We start from the raw sequence: 16,902 nt of genomic DNA on the forward strand, positions 1-16,902 counted from the left end.
AATCTATTTTTTAATAACTCCGTTTATAATTATAAACAAATTCTATCGTTATAGATTTGGTATTGAATTATATTTGAACCGAAATTAAATCATCAATTAAACACATAACTAAATGATGTTATTCAAAAAACAGTTAATCATCGTTTTTCTAGTTTTTTCTTCAGTAGTAATGGCACAAAAATCTGCCATTTATACCAGCGATTTACAAGACTATCAAAAGGCTTTGGCTTTATATAATAATAAGCAATATAAGGCTGCTCAGTCTTTGTTTGACGATATTAAAGACGAAACAAACGACGTTACCATACAATCCGATTGTGCGTATTATATCGCTAATTGTGCTGTGCGTTTAAATCAGAAAAATGCAGACGATTTAATTACAGCGTTTGTTGAAGAGTATCCAACAAGTACCAAAAGAAATACGGCTTTTTTAGATGTTGCCGACTATTATTTTGATAATGGGAAATATGCTTATTCTCGTAAATGGTATGAGAAAGTAGATGAAAGAAGTATTGCGCGATCAGAAAAAGAACGTTTCAATTTTAATTACGGCTATTCTTTGTATTCTACTAAAGATGAAAAGCAAGCAACCAAATATTTAAATAGAGTTGTAAATTCTGAAGAATACGGTTCACAAGCTAAATATTACATTGGTTTCTTGGCGTATCAAGGAGATGATTACGATACGGCAAATGAGTATTTTGACCAAGTTAGTGATAACGAAAAGTACAAAGAAAAGTTATCGTATTATCAAGCCGATTTAAATTTTAAACTAGGAAAGTTTGAAAAGGCAATAGAACTTGCCCAAGAACAACTACCAAAGAGTAATGCAGCAGAAAAATCTGAATTATCAAAAATCATTGGAGAGAGTTATTTTAATCTTGAAAAATATGCTGAAGCCATACCATACTTAAAAGCGTACAAAGGCAAAAACAGAAAGTGGAACAATACAGATTATTACCAATTAGGTTATGCGTATTACAAACAAAATGATTACAACAGTGCCATTTCAGAATTCAATAAAATTATTGGAGGAGATAATTCTGTAGCACAAAATGCGTATTACCATTTAGGAGAAAGTTATATTAATTTAGATAAAAAACAAGAAGCTTTAAACGCTTTTAGAAATGCGTCACAAATGGATTTTGATTTAAAGATTCAGGAAGATGCTTGGTTAAATTACGCAAAAATTAGTTACGAAATAGGAAACCCATACCAATCCGTACCACAAGTATTAACAGGGTATTTAAAGCAATATCCTAATTCAGGTTTTAAAAATGAAGTTGAAACGTTATTAATTGATTCATATATCACCTCTAAAAACTACAAGGAAGCTCTAGAATTGTTAAAGGGTAAAAATAGTTTTGAGCATAAAGCCGCTTACCAAAAAGTAGCTTTTTTTAGAGCCGTAGAATTGTATAACGAAAACAAATATAACGACGCTTTAAACTTATTTAAGAGTTCTTTAAAAGAACCAAGAGATCCGGTTTTTGTGGCAAAAGCAACATTTTGGAAAGCAGAAACAGAATATAATCTAACCAATTATAACGATGCTTTAATTGACTTCAAACAATTTAATGGGTTTAGCGAGTCTTCAAATTTACCAGAAAACGAAAATCTTAATTACAACTTAGCATACACGTATTTTAAGCTTAAAGATTATAATAATGCATCTAACTATTTTGAGAAATTTATAGCTCAACCAAAAAATGACAACTTACGTCAAAACGATGCCTATTTAAGGTTAGCAGATGGCTATTTTGTTTCTAGTAACTACAAAGATGCTATTGATGCATACAATAAAGCGATTCAAATAAATGAGATTGAAACGGATTATGCAGCCTTTCAAAAAGCAATGAGCCAAGGCTATTTAGGTAAAGGTTCAGCTAAAATTTCAGAGTTAAAATCGTTTATTGACGATTATCCAAAATCAGCTTTACGTGACGATGCCATGTATGAGTTGGCAAATTCTTATGTAAAATCCAACGAGTCAGATAAAGCGATGCAAATGTATGACCGTTTAAATTCAGAATACAAAACAAGTGCGTTTACATCAAAAGCCTTATTACGTCAAGGTTTGGTGTATTATAACGGAAATGATAATAATCGTGCATTAACGAAATTTAAAAAAGTTGCAACAGATTTTCCTGGCTCAGGAGAAGCGGTTCAAGCGGTTTCTACAGTACGATTAATTTATATCGATTTAGGTCGTGTAGATGAGTACGCAAATTGGGTAAGAACTTTAGATTATGTTCAGGTTACTGATGTGGATTTAGATAATGCTACTTATTTAGCAGCAGAGAAACCATATCTAGATAACGAAACCGATAAAGCCATTCGTCAGTTTAATAAATATTTGAACGAGTTTCCAAAGGGACTTCACAATCAAAAAGCACATTTCTATTTAGCGCAATTGTATTATAAAAAAGAGTTGTTTGATAATGCACAACCACATTATAAAGCTGTTGTAGACGCCTCAAAATCGGAATACACAGAACAAGCAACGGTTAAGCTTTGTGAGATTTATTTGAGCAAATCTAATTGGGAACAAGCTATTCTTGTGTTAAAAGATTTAGAGCTAGAAGCAGACTATCCACAGAATGTGGTTTACGCGCAATCTAACTTAATGAATGCCTATTATCAAACTGAAGATTACGTTAAAGCAGAAAGCTATGCTGAAAAAGTTTTAAGCAATTTAAAACTAGACAACAAAGTTAAGAGTGATGCCAAATTAATTATTGCACGTTCAGCCATTAAAACAGGAAACGAAGCTAAAGCAAAAACAGCTTATGCCGAAGTTGAAAAATTAGCAACCGGAAGCGTCGCTGCAGAAGCCTTATTCTATAATGGGTATTTTAAAAATAAAGAAGGTCAGTACGAAGCCTCAAACACTGTTATTCAACGATTGGCAAAGGATTACGGTAGTTATAAATTGTATAGCGCCAAAGGCTTGGTGGTTATGGCAAAGAACTTTTACGCTTTAGGAGATGCATTTCAGGCCACTTATATTTTAGAAAGTGTAATTAGTAATTTTCCGGATTTTACAGATGTAGTTACTGAAGCACAAGCAGAATTGAATAAAATAAAAGCAGAGGAAGCGAAGACGAATTCATCCGTTGAAACTGATGACAACTAAATTCCTGCGAAGGCAAGAATCGCTTAACTGAAATTCGAAAACTTAAATCAAAGCAATGATAAAATTAAAAAGCCTCATAAAATATATTCCATTTTTATTGTTGACGATTGTCTTCACTTCATGTGGCGATGATGACGAAACTCAAGAAGAAGTAGATGTATTTGCTGGTTGTTGCTCAGAAGAACCTGTTTATGGTGCTAACGTAAATAACTTGGATGAATCAAATGGTGAAATAATTGTTTATAATTTATTCACGCCTAATAATGATGCTATAAACGACGCATTTGGTATTGTAAATATTGAGAATTATGATAACCATACAGTAACTATTTATGACATTGATGATAATATTGTATTTGAGAGTTCTAATTATGTAGGATTTGGAAACTTATTCCCAGATGGAGAACAAGGTCAATTTGGTAGTGAGAATTATTCAGATGGGACTTATAAATATAAAATTGTAATAGAGAATGAGGACGTTTTTCGTAAATCAGGGACATTTTGTTTGTTCGGAGATTTTTCAGCTTTAGATGAGCAAAATTTTAGTGATTGCACTATTGGTAGTCAATTTGACCCTGCTCTGACAGGTAATTAAAAGAGATATAATTAGATACATCAAATCAAAACACATAAAATGAAAATCAAGTTTTTAATTTTTATAATAACCATAGCAAGCAGTTGGACATTTGTTGTTGCTCAAGAACGCACAAAAGATACTATTGGAGACCAAACGGTTAACGTTATAAAACCATATACTCCTACAATATCAGATGCCTTTAAAATTAAAGATAATCCAAAATTAGGAGATTCAAATACAGTTAAGAAAAAAGAAATAAAATACAACATTTTTTCTATTCCTGTGGCTTCAACGTTTACACCTGCAAAAGGAAAGGCAGCAACAGTTGATAAAGCAAAAGCAGTAAAATTATACGATAATTACGCATCACTAGGCGTAGGAACATACACAACCATTTTGGGAGAAGTGTATTTGAATCATGAGCTGAGTAAAGACGAAAATGTTGGTGGTTATTTTAGTCATCATTCCTCACAAGGAGGTATTGATAAATTGTTATTAGATGATAATTTTTCAAAGACTAAATTGAATGCACATTATTCTAAAAATTTAAGGGACTTTACTTGGAAAGTAGATGGAGGTATCGATTTACAAACGTATAACTGGTATGGTTTGCCACAACAATATTATGGACAAACGACAGCAGATACTATAAATCCAAAGCATAGTTTTCATAGCTTTAATGTTGGCGGTAAAATTAATTTTGATGATGCCATTGTTAAAGATGCAAGTGTTCGCTTTAGACGCTTTGGTGATGATCAAGATTCAGGAGAAAATCGTTTTATGGCAGAAACCAGTTTTGATGTACCTATACGAGATGCTTATATAGATACTGAGGTGTTTGTAGATTATTTAGGAGGAAGTTTTGATACTGATTATACCAGATCTGGTGAAATTAATTATGGTAATTTTATGTTTGGTGTTTTACCGTCTTACCAATTAAATAGAGATGACTTAACAATAAACTTAGGTCTAAGGTTAACGTATTATAATGACACCGAGTTAAGCGATAGTGAATTCTTTATCCACCCAAATATAGAAGCGTCTTACCGTTTAGTAGATGAGCTTTTAATCGCTTATGGAGGTTTAACAGGTGGATTAGTTCAGAACTCATATTACGATTTTGCTAATGTAAACCCTTTTGTGTCGCCAACACTTTTTATTGCACCAACAGATCAACAGTTTAGAGCTTTTGTAGGTGTCAAAGGGAAGTTAACTAATAATATTAGTTATAATGTGAGCGGAAACTATACGTCAGAACAAGAAAAGGCCCTGTTTAAAGCTAACGAAGCATTAACATTTCTGCCAGAAGATTACCAATACGGAAACTCGTTTGGTATGGTTTACGATGACGTGACAACGTTTTCTATTGCAGGTGAATTAAATGTAGATTTTAATAGAAATTTTACTTTAGGAGTTAAAGGAGAATATTTTGCTTACAATACAGACGACCAAGCACACGCATGGAACTTACCAGATATAGAAGCGTCAGTATTTATGGACTATCAGATTTCAGAACAGTGGTTTGCAGGAGCAAGTGCTTATTTTGTAGGCGAACGTAAAGATCAAGATATTTTTACCGATGAAATTTCAGATCCTATAGCTACCACAATAAAGACAGTAACTTTAGATAGTTATTTTGATTTAAATGCCCATGTTGGTTACAAAATAAACGAACAATTATCTGTTTTTGCTAAAGCAAACAATATTGCAAATCAAAATTACGAACGCTGGTTAAACTTTCCAGTCCAAGGCATTCAGTTTTTGGCTGGCGCAACATATCAATTCGACTTTTAAAATTCTTACATAAGTACGAGTTTTATGACGTTATATAATAAAGCGTTCCAATTTTGGAACGCTTTTCTTATTTTTACAATGCTTATAAACCAATTAATATGAAGAAATTATTACCTATTCTAACGTTGCTTACAATCTTTGCTTGTCAAAAAGACAAACAAGAAGCAGACTTAATCGTTACAAATGCGAATATTTATACCGTAGATGAAAACTTCAATAAAGCAGAATCGTTTGCTGTAAAAGACGGAAAAATTATTGCTGTTGGTTCAACTTCAGAAATTGATGATAAATACAAAGCTGTTGACACTATTAATGCAAATGGAAAAACTATTGTTCCTGGTTTTATTGATGCTCATTGTCACTTTTTAGGCTTGGGTTTTAATAAACAAACGGTAGATTTAGTTGGTACAACGAGTTTTGAAGAGCTAATGAAACGTGTGTTGGATTTTCAAAATGAAAATAATAAGAAATTCATTTTAGGTAGAGGTTGGGACCAGAATGACTGGGAAGATCAACAATTTCCAAACAAAAAACTTTTAGATAAATTATATCCTAATACACCAATTGCTCTATCGCGTATTGATGGACATGCCATATTAGCCAATCAAGCCGCTTTAGATTTAGGGAATGTGACGAAGAATAGCAAGATTGAAGGAGGAGAAGTTGTTATTGAAAACGGAGAGCTTACAGGAATCTTAATCGATAATGCTATAGGTTTAGTAATGAGCCATTGGCCAAGTCCAACCAAAATGGAAAAAACAAAAGCATTGTTGGACGCTCAAAAAGTATGCTTTGATTTAGGTCTAACAACGGTTGATGATGCAGGATTAAATAAAGATGAAATAGAATTAATAGAAAGCCTTCAAAATTCAGGAGAGTTAAAAATGCGTATTTATGCTATGGTTTCTCATTCTGAAGAAAATTTAGATTACTTCTTAAATAAAGGTATTACAAAAACAAACCGACTTAATGTACGTTCGTTTAAGTTTTATGCCGATGGAGCTTTAGGATCTAGAGGCGCAATGTTAAAAGCACCATATTCAGATAAACCTAAGCATTCAGGTTTAATGGTAACAGATTTAGAAACCTTAAAAACAGCTGCAGAACGTATAGCAAACTCAGAGTTTCAAATGAATACTCATGCCATTGGTGATTCTGCTAATAGAGCTGTTTTAGAAACGTACAATAAAGTTCTTAAAGGAAAGAACGATAGACGTTGGAGAGTAGAACATGCACAAATTGTGTCTCCAGAAGATTTCGATTTTTATAAAAATATTATGCCGTCTATTCAACCAACACATGCAACAAGCGATATGTATTGGGCAGAAGATAGAATAGGATCAGAACGTATAAAAGGAGCTTATGCATACAAACAATTATTAAACGCGTATGGAAAAGTTGCATTAGGAACCGATTTCCCTGTAGAGCGTGTCAGTCCGTTTTTAACATTTTATGCTGCCGTTGCCAGACAAGATTTAAAACAATACCCTGAAGGTGGTTTTCAAATGGAAAATGCTTTAAGTAGAGAAGAGGCATTAAAAGGAATGACTATTTGGGCTGCTTATTCTAATTTTGAAGATCATGAAAAAGGAAGTATTGAAGTTGGCAAATTTGCTGATTTTATTATTCTAGACAACGATATTATGACGGTAGATGCTAATGAAATTCCTAATATTAAAGTCTTAAAAACTGTGGTTGGCGGAGAAGTGCAGTAAATTAATGGTCTACCACGTAAAAGCTTTAACGCTAAAAAAAAAAGTATGACTCTAATTGTTTTTTAATAAATTTTGTCAGTATCTCTGTGTGATAAGTAACTTAAAATATACGAGCTAAATAATCAAAATGCTCGCCATCCTTTACCTTCTCACATTTTAGACCAACCGTTATACAGGCTGTTTTTAAGGTTTCAAAATCGAGATATAGCCATTTCATTGGTGTTTCTTTTTCGCCTTTGTAAGACAGAAAATAATCCAATTCTCCAAGATAGCCTTGGTTAAGATCTAACCATAGACCTCCATCTTCATCTTTGTACATGTATGAAATGTCAGAAGAATCAATTAGAATTTGTCCATTGGGATTTAAAAGCGACTTTAAATGTTTCAAATACCTAGAAACTTGAGTTAGCTCTTGGAAAATTCCTGTACCATTCATTAATAACAAGATGGTGTCAAAAGTTTGAGTTTCTTCTAAAAGTGGTTTTAATTCAGCATTTAAAACACCGCGCTTTTTTGCCACTTTAATGGCACCTTCAGAACTGTCAATGGCTTTTACATGTAAGCCTTTTTCTTGTAACCACAACGAATGACTGCCAGAACCACAACCAACATCTAAAATGTTACCTTTACTAAGTTGAAGTGCTTTTTGTTCCAATGTTGGCATTTCAGAATAATCTCTAAATAAATAGGGAAGTGGTAAAGGGTCTGCATCCGAAATATGAGTAGAAGTGATAATGTCTTCAGAATAATTTCCGTTCTGGTAATCTAATAATGCTTTTCCGAAGAGATCTTTAGTCATATTTTTTGTGGGTTCGAGTGATTTTTATTTTTATAGAAAATGTAAAGATAACTTTAGTTAAATTTGTTTTATGCAAGACCAAATTAATAATCTTCCAAAGCTCGCCAAAGATAAGCATAAGGAAAATAAAACCTTTTTTACAAAGCTAAAAAAGAAACCACCAAAGCAATTGGACTATTTGATGCAAGAGTTGCACGAAATAGAGTTTGAACGAACGGACTGTTTAACGTGTGCCAATTGCTGTAAAACCACAGGCCCTCTATTTACAGATAAAGATATTCAAAGAATTTCGAAATCTTTTAAAATGAAAGCGCAACAATTTATTGATACTTATTTGCGATTAGATGAAGAAAACGATTATGTGTTGCAGTCGGTTCCGTGTACATTTTTAGGTGCAGATAATTATTGCTCTATTTATGAGGTACGACCTAAAGCGTGTCGAGAATTTCCACATACAGATCGAAAAAAGTTTCAGCAAATCTCTAATCTAACAATGAAGAATGTCGCCATTTGTCCTGCAGCTTATAATATTGTTGAAGAAATGAAAAAACGAATTCAGTTGTAATCGTATTGTGCTTCGGAATAGTTTTTGATATTCAATTGTTTAAAATTATAATATGAAAAAGTTAATTATAGTAGCGTTATTGTTTTTTTTTACTGTGAATCTATCTAACGCTCAGCCGTGGATGACTAATTTGGATATCGCTAAAAGTTTAGCTACAGTACAAAATAAAATGGTACTGATGGTATGGGAAGAAACAACAAAATATCCTTATCCGGTTTTAGTTAATACAGATGATGGTAAGACTATTTTTATTGAAAACTTGTTTGAAGACGAAACTGTAAGCCCTTTAATTTGGGAATATTTTGTACCTGTAATTGTTAATGAAAATAAGTATGCAGATTTATACATGCAAATTAATGGAAAGCGCACCCAAGCATATATAGATAAGTTCAATGAAGACTCTATTAAAATTATGGATGTCAATGGTAATATCTTAAACCTTTCTGGCGATCCTAATAATTATGAGAACATTTCGCAGTTAATTGAAAATTACGCCTTAAATACCGAATTTATAGCGCCTGAATTAAAAGGCTATAAAAATAAAAAGGATTTTTATTCCGCTTATTATTTAGCTTCAAAATATGTTGATTTTTCAATGTATATGAAAGCAGATATTAGAGAAGAGCTGCTTAAACTTGGTAATATTTATTTAGATGAAGCTTCTGAATTTATAAGTACAAATCCTGTTGAAGAGCAGCTCACATTATCACAGCGAGTAGAGCTTTTAAAGATGCAACAACTTCTAATTACAAAGTCTCCTAAAAAAGTGCTAAGAAAATTAAAAAGGATAGATGCAGAAGATATTGAAACTAATAACAAAGCATTTGTAGCTTTTTTGTATTACACAGCTTATAAGGTTTTAAATGACGAAACTAATGCCGCATTATGGGAATCTCAAATATCTTCTGTAAATTTGAAGAAAGCACAGATGATTATTAATCTTAATTCTTAAAGGTATTGGAAACCGTCATTAGTTATTTTGAAACCATTCCATCTTTACATAGAAGTCTTATTTTAGTTGGAGGTCTCACTTTTTTTTGGCTGCTAGAAAGTGGTTTGCCATTATTTAAGTTTAAATATAATAAATGGCAACATGCCATTCCAAATCTTTTTTTCACGTTAACAACAGTTGTTATTAATTTTGCTTTAGCCTTTTTACTTTTAGGTGCTGCAGACTGGGTAAAAGTCAACGATTTTGGTATCATTAATTGGTTGCCAGACATGCCATTGGGATTGTATGCTTTTCTTGGAGTATTGTTACTCGATTTTTTTGGGGCCTATTTAGCACATTTTGTTGAGCACAAGGTAAAACCGCTTTGGATGGTACATTTAGTACATCATACAGATCACAAAGTAGACACAACAACGGCTAATAGACATCATCCTATTGAAAGTTTAATTCGATTTGTATTTACGCTTGTAGGTGTATTTGTGGTTGGTACACCTATTGCTTTGGTGATGATTTATCAAGCGATGTCTTTAATTTTTACACAGTTTACACATGCCAATATTAAAATGCCAAAAGGCTTAGATAAAGCATTGAGTTATGTAATTGTCTCGCCAGATATGCATAAAATTCACCATCATTATAGATTACCATATACAGATTCTAATTACGGAAATATCTTTAGTATTTGGGATCGTATGTTTGGAACCTTCTTATATATGGAGCGTGAAAAGTTAGTTTATGGAGTAGATGTTTTTCCAGATGAAGTTAAAAATAGTAATATCAAAGATTTACTTAAACAACCATTTGAAGTTTATGAAAAACCTACGCTTTCAGCAGATCTCGAAAACTAGTATAGTTGCATTTTTAATTTTATGTAGCGTGAGTTGCAATCCAATACAAAAACAATTAGACATACAAGGTCATAGAGGATGTAGAGGTTTATTTCCAGAAAATTCCTTGCTTGCTTTTGAAAAGGCTATCGATTTAGGTGTAACCACTTTAGAGTTAGACATTGTTATCTCTCAAGATAAAAAGGTGGTTGTTTCTCATGAAGCCTATATGAATCCGAACATTTGTTATGATACTGAAGGAGTGGACATTCCAGATGCATTAAAAACAAAATTTAATTTGTTTAAGATGAATTATAATGAAATTATACAGTTTGACTGTGGATCAAAATTTCACCCAAGCTTTCCAAATCAAACAAAGATAAAAACATATAAGCCTTTATTGTCTGAAGTATTTGATTTAGTAAAAGCAAAACAATCAAATATTAAATTTAATATCGAAATTAAATCGGAACCTCTGTATTATGGGATTTTTACACCAGAACCAAAACCTTATGTGAAATTGGTTTTAGATGAAATTAAAGACAACCACATGCTTAATCGTGTTAATCTTCAATCGTTTGATCTAGCAATTCTTGAAGAGGTTAAAAAGCAATTACCAAATATGGAAGTGGCTTTACTTATTGATGAGAATGAAACAATTGAAGACAAATTAGAAGCGTTGTCTTATAAACCAGAGATTATAAGTCCGTACTTTAAATTAGTAACGGCAGAATCTGTTAGAAGGTATCAAAATAAAGGTTTTTATGTTATTCCTTGGACAATTAACGAAGAACAAGCTATGGAACAAATGTTATCCTTTAATGTAGATGGCATTATTACAGATTATCCAGATCGTTTAATTAAACTTTTAAAGCAGCAAATGTCTTTACAATGCAGTTCGTCGAGTATTTATAGCAGATAATGTAAGTTATATGGCATTTAATCCTAAAACCACCTATGTTTAAAGCGGATTAATTAATTACTATTGAGTTAACACATGCTTTTTTATAACTTAAAGTAAGTTCTATTTTGAAAAATTTTATCCGCATTTGCCTCGTCCTCATTCTTTTATTTTTATTAGGTTTTACACTGCAAGCGCAAGAATCTTATGCTAAGCTTGAAAAAAATAGAAATATTCAAGCTAAAGATTTCATTCATCAATTAAATACAACTAAAGACACTCTGATTTTAAGAAGTGATAAAATCATAAATTCACTTTATACTATAAATCAAAATTACACACGTGAACTCGATTTTGAAATTGATACAACGGAGTATAGATTACCACTAAATAAATTATCTAAAGGGAAGCATGTTTTTGTAGCAATACAATCTCCAAAGCGAATTGTATTTGTTGTTAAAATACTAAAGGATATTCCTAAAAAAGAGCCAGAAGGTATTGTTAACTTAAAGCCCAAAAAGATTGTATTTGCAACTAATTAATAGTTCGTTTAATTATATATCAAATAATTACGTCGCATTTTTTTGTAAGCATCTATGTCGTCTTTCCAAGTGGCTTTAATTTCATCTTCTGTTAAGCCAGATTCAATTTGTTGTTGTAATTTCTCGGTTCCTGCATGCGTAGTGAAGTTAGAGGTATTAAAAACTTTTGACTTATCTAAAGCATGGTTAAAAGCATCTATAACATACTTTAAAGTAAAACTGCGCTCTACTTTTACTTCAGATAAATCAACACCATAACAAGTTTCATTCTGGTGCTTTGGGTACTTAGAGCCAAAATTTGCAACAGGTGTATAGCTAAATTTAAAATGATTTTTGTCTAAAAATGGTGCGCCAAAACGTTGAAACTGAAATTCTGTACCTCTTCCTGCATTAATATTTGTACCTTCAAACAAACCTAAACTAGGATATAATACTATTGATTGGTCGTTAGGTAAATTTGGTGAAGGTCTTATAGGTAAGCTATATGTGCTATCATGCTTGTAATTTTTCATTTCAATAATTGTAATGTCACAAGTTTTACCGTTAGTAAGCCAAGCTTCACCATTAATCATTTTTGCGTATTCCCCAATGGTCATACCATGAATTAAAGGAATAGGGTGCATTCCTAAAAAGCTACTGTGCTTTTTTTCTAAAACAGGACCATCTATATAATTGCCATTTGGATTAGGCCGATCTAAAATTAATAATGGAATATTTTGCTCGGCACAAGCTTCCATTATATAGTGTAATGTAGAAATATAAGTGTAAAAACGTACTCCAACATCTTGTATGTCAAAAACCAAAATATCTACATCTTTAAGATGCGACGCCGTTGGTTTTTTATGTTTGCCATGTAACGAATAAACAGGTAGCCCTGTTTTGGTGTCCATACCATCTTTTACTAATTCACCAGCGTCTGCTGTGCCTCTAAAACCATGCTCTGGGGCAAAGACGTTTTTGATATTAATATTTAAATGTAGTAAAGAATCTACAATATGAGTATAAGAAAGATCATGGGGAGTTTCAATATTTTTAAAAATAACACTTGTCTGATTTGCAACTACAGCTACACGTTTTTCTTTTAATAAAGGTAGGTATAACTCAGTTCTATTTGCTGCTACAATAATGTTTTCTTCCTGCATTGTTGTATTGAATGTGTCATGCTGAGCTTGAGTAAAGGCAGTTGAAGTATCTGTGTTTACTGACATTTTACCTTTAGAGTCGCCTGCTTCAGACTTAATTCTATTTCCACAAGAAAATGTAAGGAAGCATATCCCAATAATTATCGAGAATAAAACTGTATTTTTGACATCCTTTAAAAGCATAGAGTAGGTTTGAATTTTGAGTTATTTATAGCTAAACGTATAATTGGTAATAAAACGTATAAAAGTAGTGTTTCGGCACCAATAATTAAAATTGGTATCGCAGCAATTGCTATTGGTATTATTGTAATGCTTATTGCCATTGCAACAGGTTTGGGTTTACAGCAAAAAATTAGAGATAAAGTTGTGGCTTTTAACGGCCATATAGAAATTACTAATTATGATACAAATGCTTCGGACGAATCTCAAGTACCAATTTCAATTAACCAAGAGTTTTATCCTAATTTTGATGATGTAGAAGGCGTAAAACATATACAAGGAGTCGCTACAAAATTTGCTGTAATTAGAACTGAAACCAATTTTGAAGGTGTTGTTGTAAAAGGAGTAGGAGCCGACTATAATTGGGACTATTTTAAAGAATTTTTAGTTGAAGGACGATTACCTGATTTTACACAAAAGCAAAATGAGGAAATTTTAATCTCTAAATACCTAGCAAATCGTTTAGAATTTAAAGTTGGAGATAAATTTCAAACCTTATTTGGAAACCCATTAAATGATAGACCACGTATTATTAATTATGAAATTGTGGGCATATATAATTCTGGATTTCAAGAATTAGATGCCAAATTTTGTATTGCAGATTTAAGACACATACAGCGTATTAATAAATGGGAAGCTGATGAAATAGGAAGTTTTGAAGTTTTTATTGATGATTTTTCTCAAGTTGAAGAAAAAGCAGTTGAGGTATTTAAATCGGTTCCTTCAGTATTGAATGCAACATCTATCACACGAAAATATTATACCGTTTTTGAATGGATTAAGATTTTTGATAACAATACCTACGGCATCATAGTTATTATGATTGTTGTTGCTGGTATAAATATGATTACAGCCTTATTAGTTCTAATCTTAGAACGTACAGCCATGATAGGGATTTTAAAAGCTTTAGGAAGTTCAAATTGGACAATTAGAAAGGTGTTTCTTTATAACGCGTCTTACTTAATTGGTTTAGGTTTACTTTGGGGAAATATTATTGGTTTAGGAGTGTTATTTGCTCAGAAGTATTTAAAATTATTTCCTCTAAATCCAGACACATATTATGTAAGTACTGCACCTGTTTATATTAGTTGGGATTATATTATACTGCTTAATATTGGCACATTTATAGTCTGTTTATTAATGCTATTAATTCCTTCAGTCATTATTTCTAAGATTTCGCCAGTTAAAGCTATACGATTCGATTAATATTCAGTTATAAGCATTAGAGGGGTACAGCTATAACTTTTTTATTAAAGACTAATCACTATAATAACGAACTTTTAACTTTATACTTTTAACTTTTCACTTATTTTTGCAATCTGAAAAATTACTATGGACTACGCAGAAAATATATTAGGTACAATAGGAAATACACCATTAGTTAAAATGAATAAACTAGTGGAAGATTTACCTTGTTTAGTACTTGCTAAATACGAAACTTTTAACCCAGGAAATTCAGTTAAAGACCGTATGGCTTTGCAGATGATTGAAGATGCAGAAGCAGATGGACGATTGAAGCCTGGAGGAACAATCATTGAAGGGACATCTGGAAACACAGGCATGGGATTGGCCTTAGCTGCTATAGTAAAAGGTTACAAATGTATTTTTGTAATGGCAGATAAACAATCTAAAGAAAAGGTAGATATTATGCGTGCTGTTGGTGCGGAAGTTATTGTTTGTCCAACTGCAGTAGAACCAGATGATCCAAGAAGTTATTATTCTGTATCAAAACGATTAGGAGAGGAAACACCAAATTCATGGTATGTAAACCAATATGACAATCCAAGTAATGCCAAAGCGCATTACGAAAGTACAGGGCCAGAAATCTGGAAACAAACAGATGGCAAGATCACTCATTTTGTGGTTGGTGTTGGTACTGGTGGAACTATTTCTGGTGTCGGAAAATACCTAAAAGAACAAAACCCAAATATTAAAGTTTGGGGAGTAGATACTTATGGTTCGGTATTTAAAAAATATCATGAAACCGGAATTTTTGATGAAAATGAAATCTATCCTTACGTTACCGAAGGTATAGGAGAAGATATCTTACCAAAAAATGTGGATTTTGATATTATTGATGGCTTTACTAAGGTAACCGATAAAGATGCTTGTGTTTACACACAACGTTTGGCTAAGGAAGAAGGGATGTTTTTAGGGAATTCTGCAGGTTCTGCTATAAAAGGAGTATTGCAATTAAAAGAGCATTTTAAACCAGACGATGTTGTTGTGGTTTTATTTCATGATCATGGAAGTCGTTATGTTGGTAAAATGTTTAATGACGATTGGATGCGTGAGATGGGTTACATCGATTAACAAATTCCTGCGAAGGCAGGAATCTCATTATATAAAAAAAATCCTGATTTCATTATCAGGATTTTTTTTGTTTATCCCCCTTTTTAAAGGGTTAATCGTCACTATTTGCTTTATTTTCAGTTTAATAGTAATTAATTTAATGTTATTTCCTTCTTAATTCATCATAGTTGGCAGAAGCATTTACCTACCTTCACCCAAAAGGGAAACCAACTATAATGATAGATCTCAAAATAAATAAACCACAACCATTTTTACCGCTAAAAGATGTCACTATATATAATAGAGGAGAAGACATAAAAAGTATTATTAATGTACTAGAAGCAGGTAATCCTGTTTTAATTACTGAGTTTTATAATAACGGATCTGTATTGCTAAGTGGTTTACAAGAACATCTAAACAGAACATTACCTAATACATCATTTAAGGAGCAACGTGCATATCGTGCAGTTTATCATAAGCTTTCCAACCTTATAATTGTAGAAATTGAAAATCATAAACTAGTAGCAAAGAAGGCTCCTGTTGTTGGCTGGTTTAAAAAATTATATCCAGAAACGAGCGATTTTTTATTAACCCTTCCACAAGTACAAGGTTTAAACAGTGCTTGGCAGTGGTACACAAACGGGATAACAATACCAGGATTGCGAAATAAAATTCATCCGTATTATGGAACGTATTTTCCAACACGTTTCGAGCATTTAGAATTGTTTGATAATTGGTTAAAACGTTACAACGGTCCTAAAAAATCTGCAATAGATGTTGGCGTTGGTAGTGGTATTTTAGCATTACAAATGGTAAAGCATGGATTTCAAAAGGTTTTTGCAACAGATACAAATCCTAATGCTATAATTGGTTTAACAGAAATGATGGGAGATACCAAACTGTCTCGAAAAATAGAACTCGACTTTGGATCGCTTTTTGGCAAATGGAAAAATAAAACAGAACTCATTGTTTTTAATCCGCCTTGGTTAGCCGAAACACGAGGTTTAAATAATTTAGATGCAGCTATTTATTATAATGATACTTTGTTTTCAGACTTTTTTCAAGCCGCAAAGCAAATGTTATTGCCAGATGGAAAGTTGGTACTTATCTTCTCTAATTTTGCACAAATTACAGGTGTAGCCAAATCCAATCCTATTGAACAAGAAATTGCTAAGGGTGGACGGTTTCAATTAGAAAAGTGTTATAAGAAAAACGTTAAAAAAGGATCAGAAAAAACAAAGCGTAGCTTACAGTATAGAGAGACTGAAGAAGTAGAGCTTTGGGTGTTAACACATGTTTAATGGGCGGTTTTGTTATTGATGCTATAATTAGAACCGAATTTATAGCGATACAAAATACGGTTAAAATGCTTTTAAGGCCATTGTAACATGTTTGTTTCTTAGACTTTAGGTCTTTTTTAAGTATTGAAATTTAGAATTAT

Annotated in this window: 14 protein-coding genes; 12 read left to right on the forward strand and 2 right to left on the reverse strand. The window is 32.2% G+C overall.

Going from position 1 to position 16,902, the window contains the following annotated elements; all coding sequences use genetic code 11:
- Positions 1-112: 112 nt before the first annotated feature.
- The 4 genes from ABD730_RS08100 to ABD730_RS08115 all read left to right on the forward strand — a co-directional run bounded on the left by ABD730_RS08100 (position 113) and on the right by ABD730_RS08115 (position 7,222).
- The gene (locus tag ABD730_RS08100) at positions 113-3,136 is read left to right on the forward strand and encodes a tetratricopeptide repeat protein (protein WP_344713826.1); all 3,024 of its coding nucleotides are present in this window, start codon (positions 113-115) and stop codon (positions 3,134-3,136) included.
- A 55-nt stretch (positions 3,137-3,191) separates the two neighbouring features.
- A complete protein-coding gene (locus ABD730_RS08105) occupies positions 3,192-3,731 on the forward strand; it encodes a T9SS type B sorting domain-containing protein (RefSeq protein WP_344713827.1) in 540 nt (179 codons plus the stop codon).
- Between the two features lie 39 nt (positions 3,732-3,770).
- Positions 3,771-5,507: a TonB-dependent receptor gene (locus ABD730_RS08110; RefSeq protein ID WP_344713829.1), complete on the forward strand. Its 1,737-nt coding sequence runs from the start codon at positions 3,771-3,773 to the stop codon at positions 5,505-5,507.
- 98 nt (positions 5,508-5,605) lie between these two features.
- On the forward strand, positions 5,606-7,222 hold the full coding sequence (locus ABD730_RS08115; protein WP_344713831.1) for an amidohydrolase: 1,617 nt from the start codon (positions 5,606-5,608) through the stop codon (positions 7,220-7,222).
- Between the two features lie 100 nt (positions 7,223-7,322).
- On the opposite strand, the gene ABD730_RS08120 is transcribed toward ABD730_RS08115, so the two are convergent.
- Entirely contained in the window at positions 7,323-8,021 is a 699-nt protein-coding gene (locus tag ABD730_RS08120) for a class I SAM-dependent methyltransferase (RefSeq protein WP_334471232.1), read from the reverse strand.
- Positions 8,022-8,091: 70 nt separating this feature from the next.
- On the opposite strand from ABD730_RS08120, the gene ABD730_RS08125 reads away from it, so the two are divergent.
- From ABD730_RS08125 to ABD730_RS08145, 5 genes are all read left to right on the forward strand, one after another.
- Positions 8,092-8,586, forward strand: coding sequence for a YkgJ family cysteine cluster protein (locus ABD730_RS08125; protein WP_344713833.1), 495 nt, complete (start codon positions 8,092-8,094; stop codon positions 8,584-8,586).
- A 52-nt stretch (positions 8,587-8,638) separates the two neighbouring features.
- A complete protein-coding gene (locus ABD730_RS08130) occupies positions 8,639-9,538 on the forward strand; it encodes a hypothetical protein (RefSeq protein ID WP_344713835.1) in 900 nt (299 codons plus the stop codon).
- A 5-nt stretch (positions 9,539-9,543) separates the two neighbouring features.
- The gene (locus ABD730_RS08135) at positions 9,544-10,386 is read left to right on the forward strand and encodes a sterol desaturase family protein (RefSeq protein WP_344713837.1); all 843 of its coding nucleotides are present in this window, start codon (positions 9,544-9,546) and stop codon (positions 10,384-10,386) included.
- A gap of 28 nt (positions 10,387-10,414) precedes the next feature.
- Positions 10,415-11,287, forward strand: coding sequence for a glycerophosphodiester phosphodiesterase family protein (locus tag ABD730_RS08140; protein WP_344713839.1), 873 nt, complete (start codon positions 10,415-10,417; stop codon positions 11,285-11,287).
- Positions 11,288-11,394: 107 nt separating this feature from the next.
- Positions 11,395-11,808, forward strand: a complete 414-nt coding sequence (locus ABD730_RS08145; RefSeq protein ID WP_215924723.1) for a hypothetical protein — start codon at positions 11,395-11,397, stop codon at positions 11,806-11,808.
- Positions 11,809-11,816: 8 nt separating this feature from the next.
- Here the strand turns inward: ABD730_RS08145 and ABD730_RS08150 are convergent, their stop codons facing one another.
- Positions 11,817-13,133 carry an exo-beta-N-acetylmuramidase NamZ family protein gene (locus tag ABD730_RS08150; protein ID WP_344713842.1) on the reverse strand — a complete coding sequence of 439 codons (1,317 nt, stop codon included), beginning with the start codon at positions 13,131-13,133 and terminating at the stop codon, positions 11,817-11,819.
- A 9-nt stretch (positions 13,134-13,142) separates the two neighbouring features.
- On the opposite strand from ABD730_RS08150, the gene ABD730_RS08155 reads away from it, so the two are divergent.
- From ABD730_RS08155 to ABD730_RS08165, 3 genes are all read left to right on the forward strand, one after another.
- Positions 13,143-14,375: an ABC transporter permease gene (locus ABD730_RS08155; protein ID WP_334471239.1), complete on the forward strand. Its 1,233-nt coding sequence runs from the start codon at positions 13,143-13,145 to the stop codon at positions 14,373-14,375.
- Positions 14,376-14,501: 126 nt separating this feature from the next.
- Positions 14,502-15,482: a PLP-dependent cysteine synthase family protein gene (locus ABD730_RS08160; protein ID WP_334471240.1), complete on the forward strand. Its 981-nt coding sequence runs from the start codon at positions 14,502-14,504 to the stop codon at positions 15,480-15,482.
- A 167-nt stretch (positions 15,483-15,649) separates the two neighbouring features.
- Entirely contained in the window at positions 15,650-16,762 is a 1,113-nt protein-coding gene (locus ABD730_RS08165) for a methyltransferase (RefSeq protein WP_344713845.1), read from the forward strand.
- Positions 16,763-16,902 lie beyond the last annotated feature (140 nt).

The organism is Winogradskyella damuponensis, assembly GCF_039538385.1.
In the GTDB taxonomy this organism is placed as follows: Bacteria; Bacteroidota; Bacteroidia; order Flavobacteriales; family Flavobacteriaceae; genus Winogradskyella; species Winogradskyella damuponensis.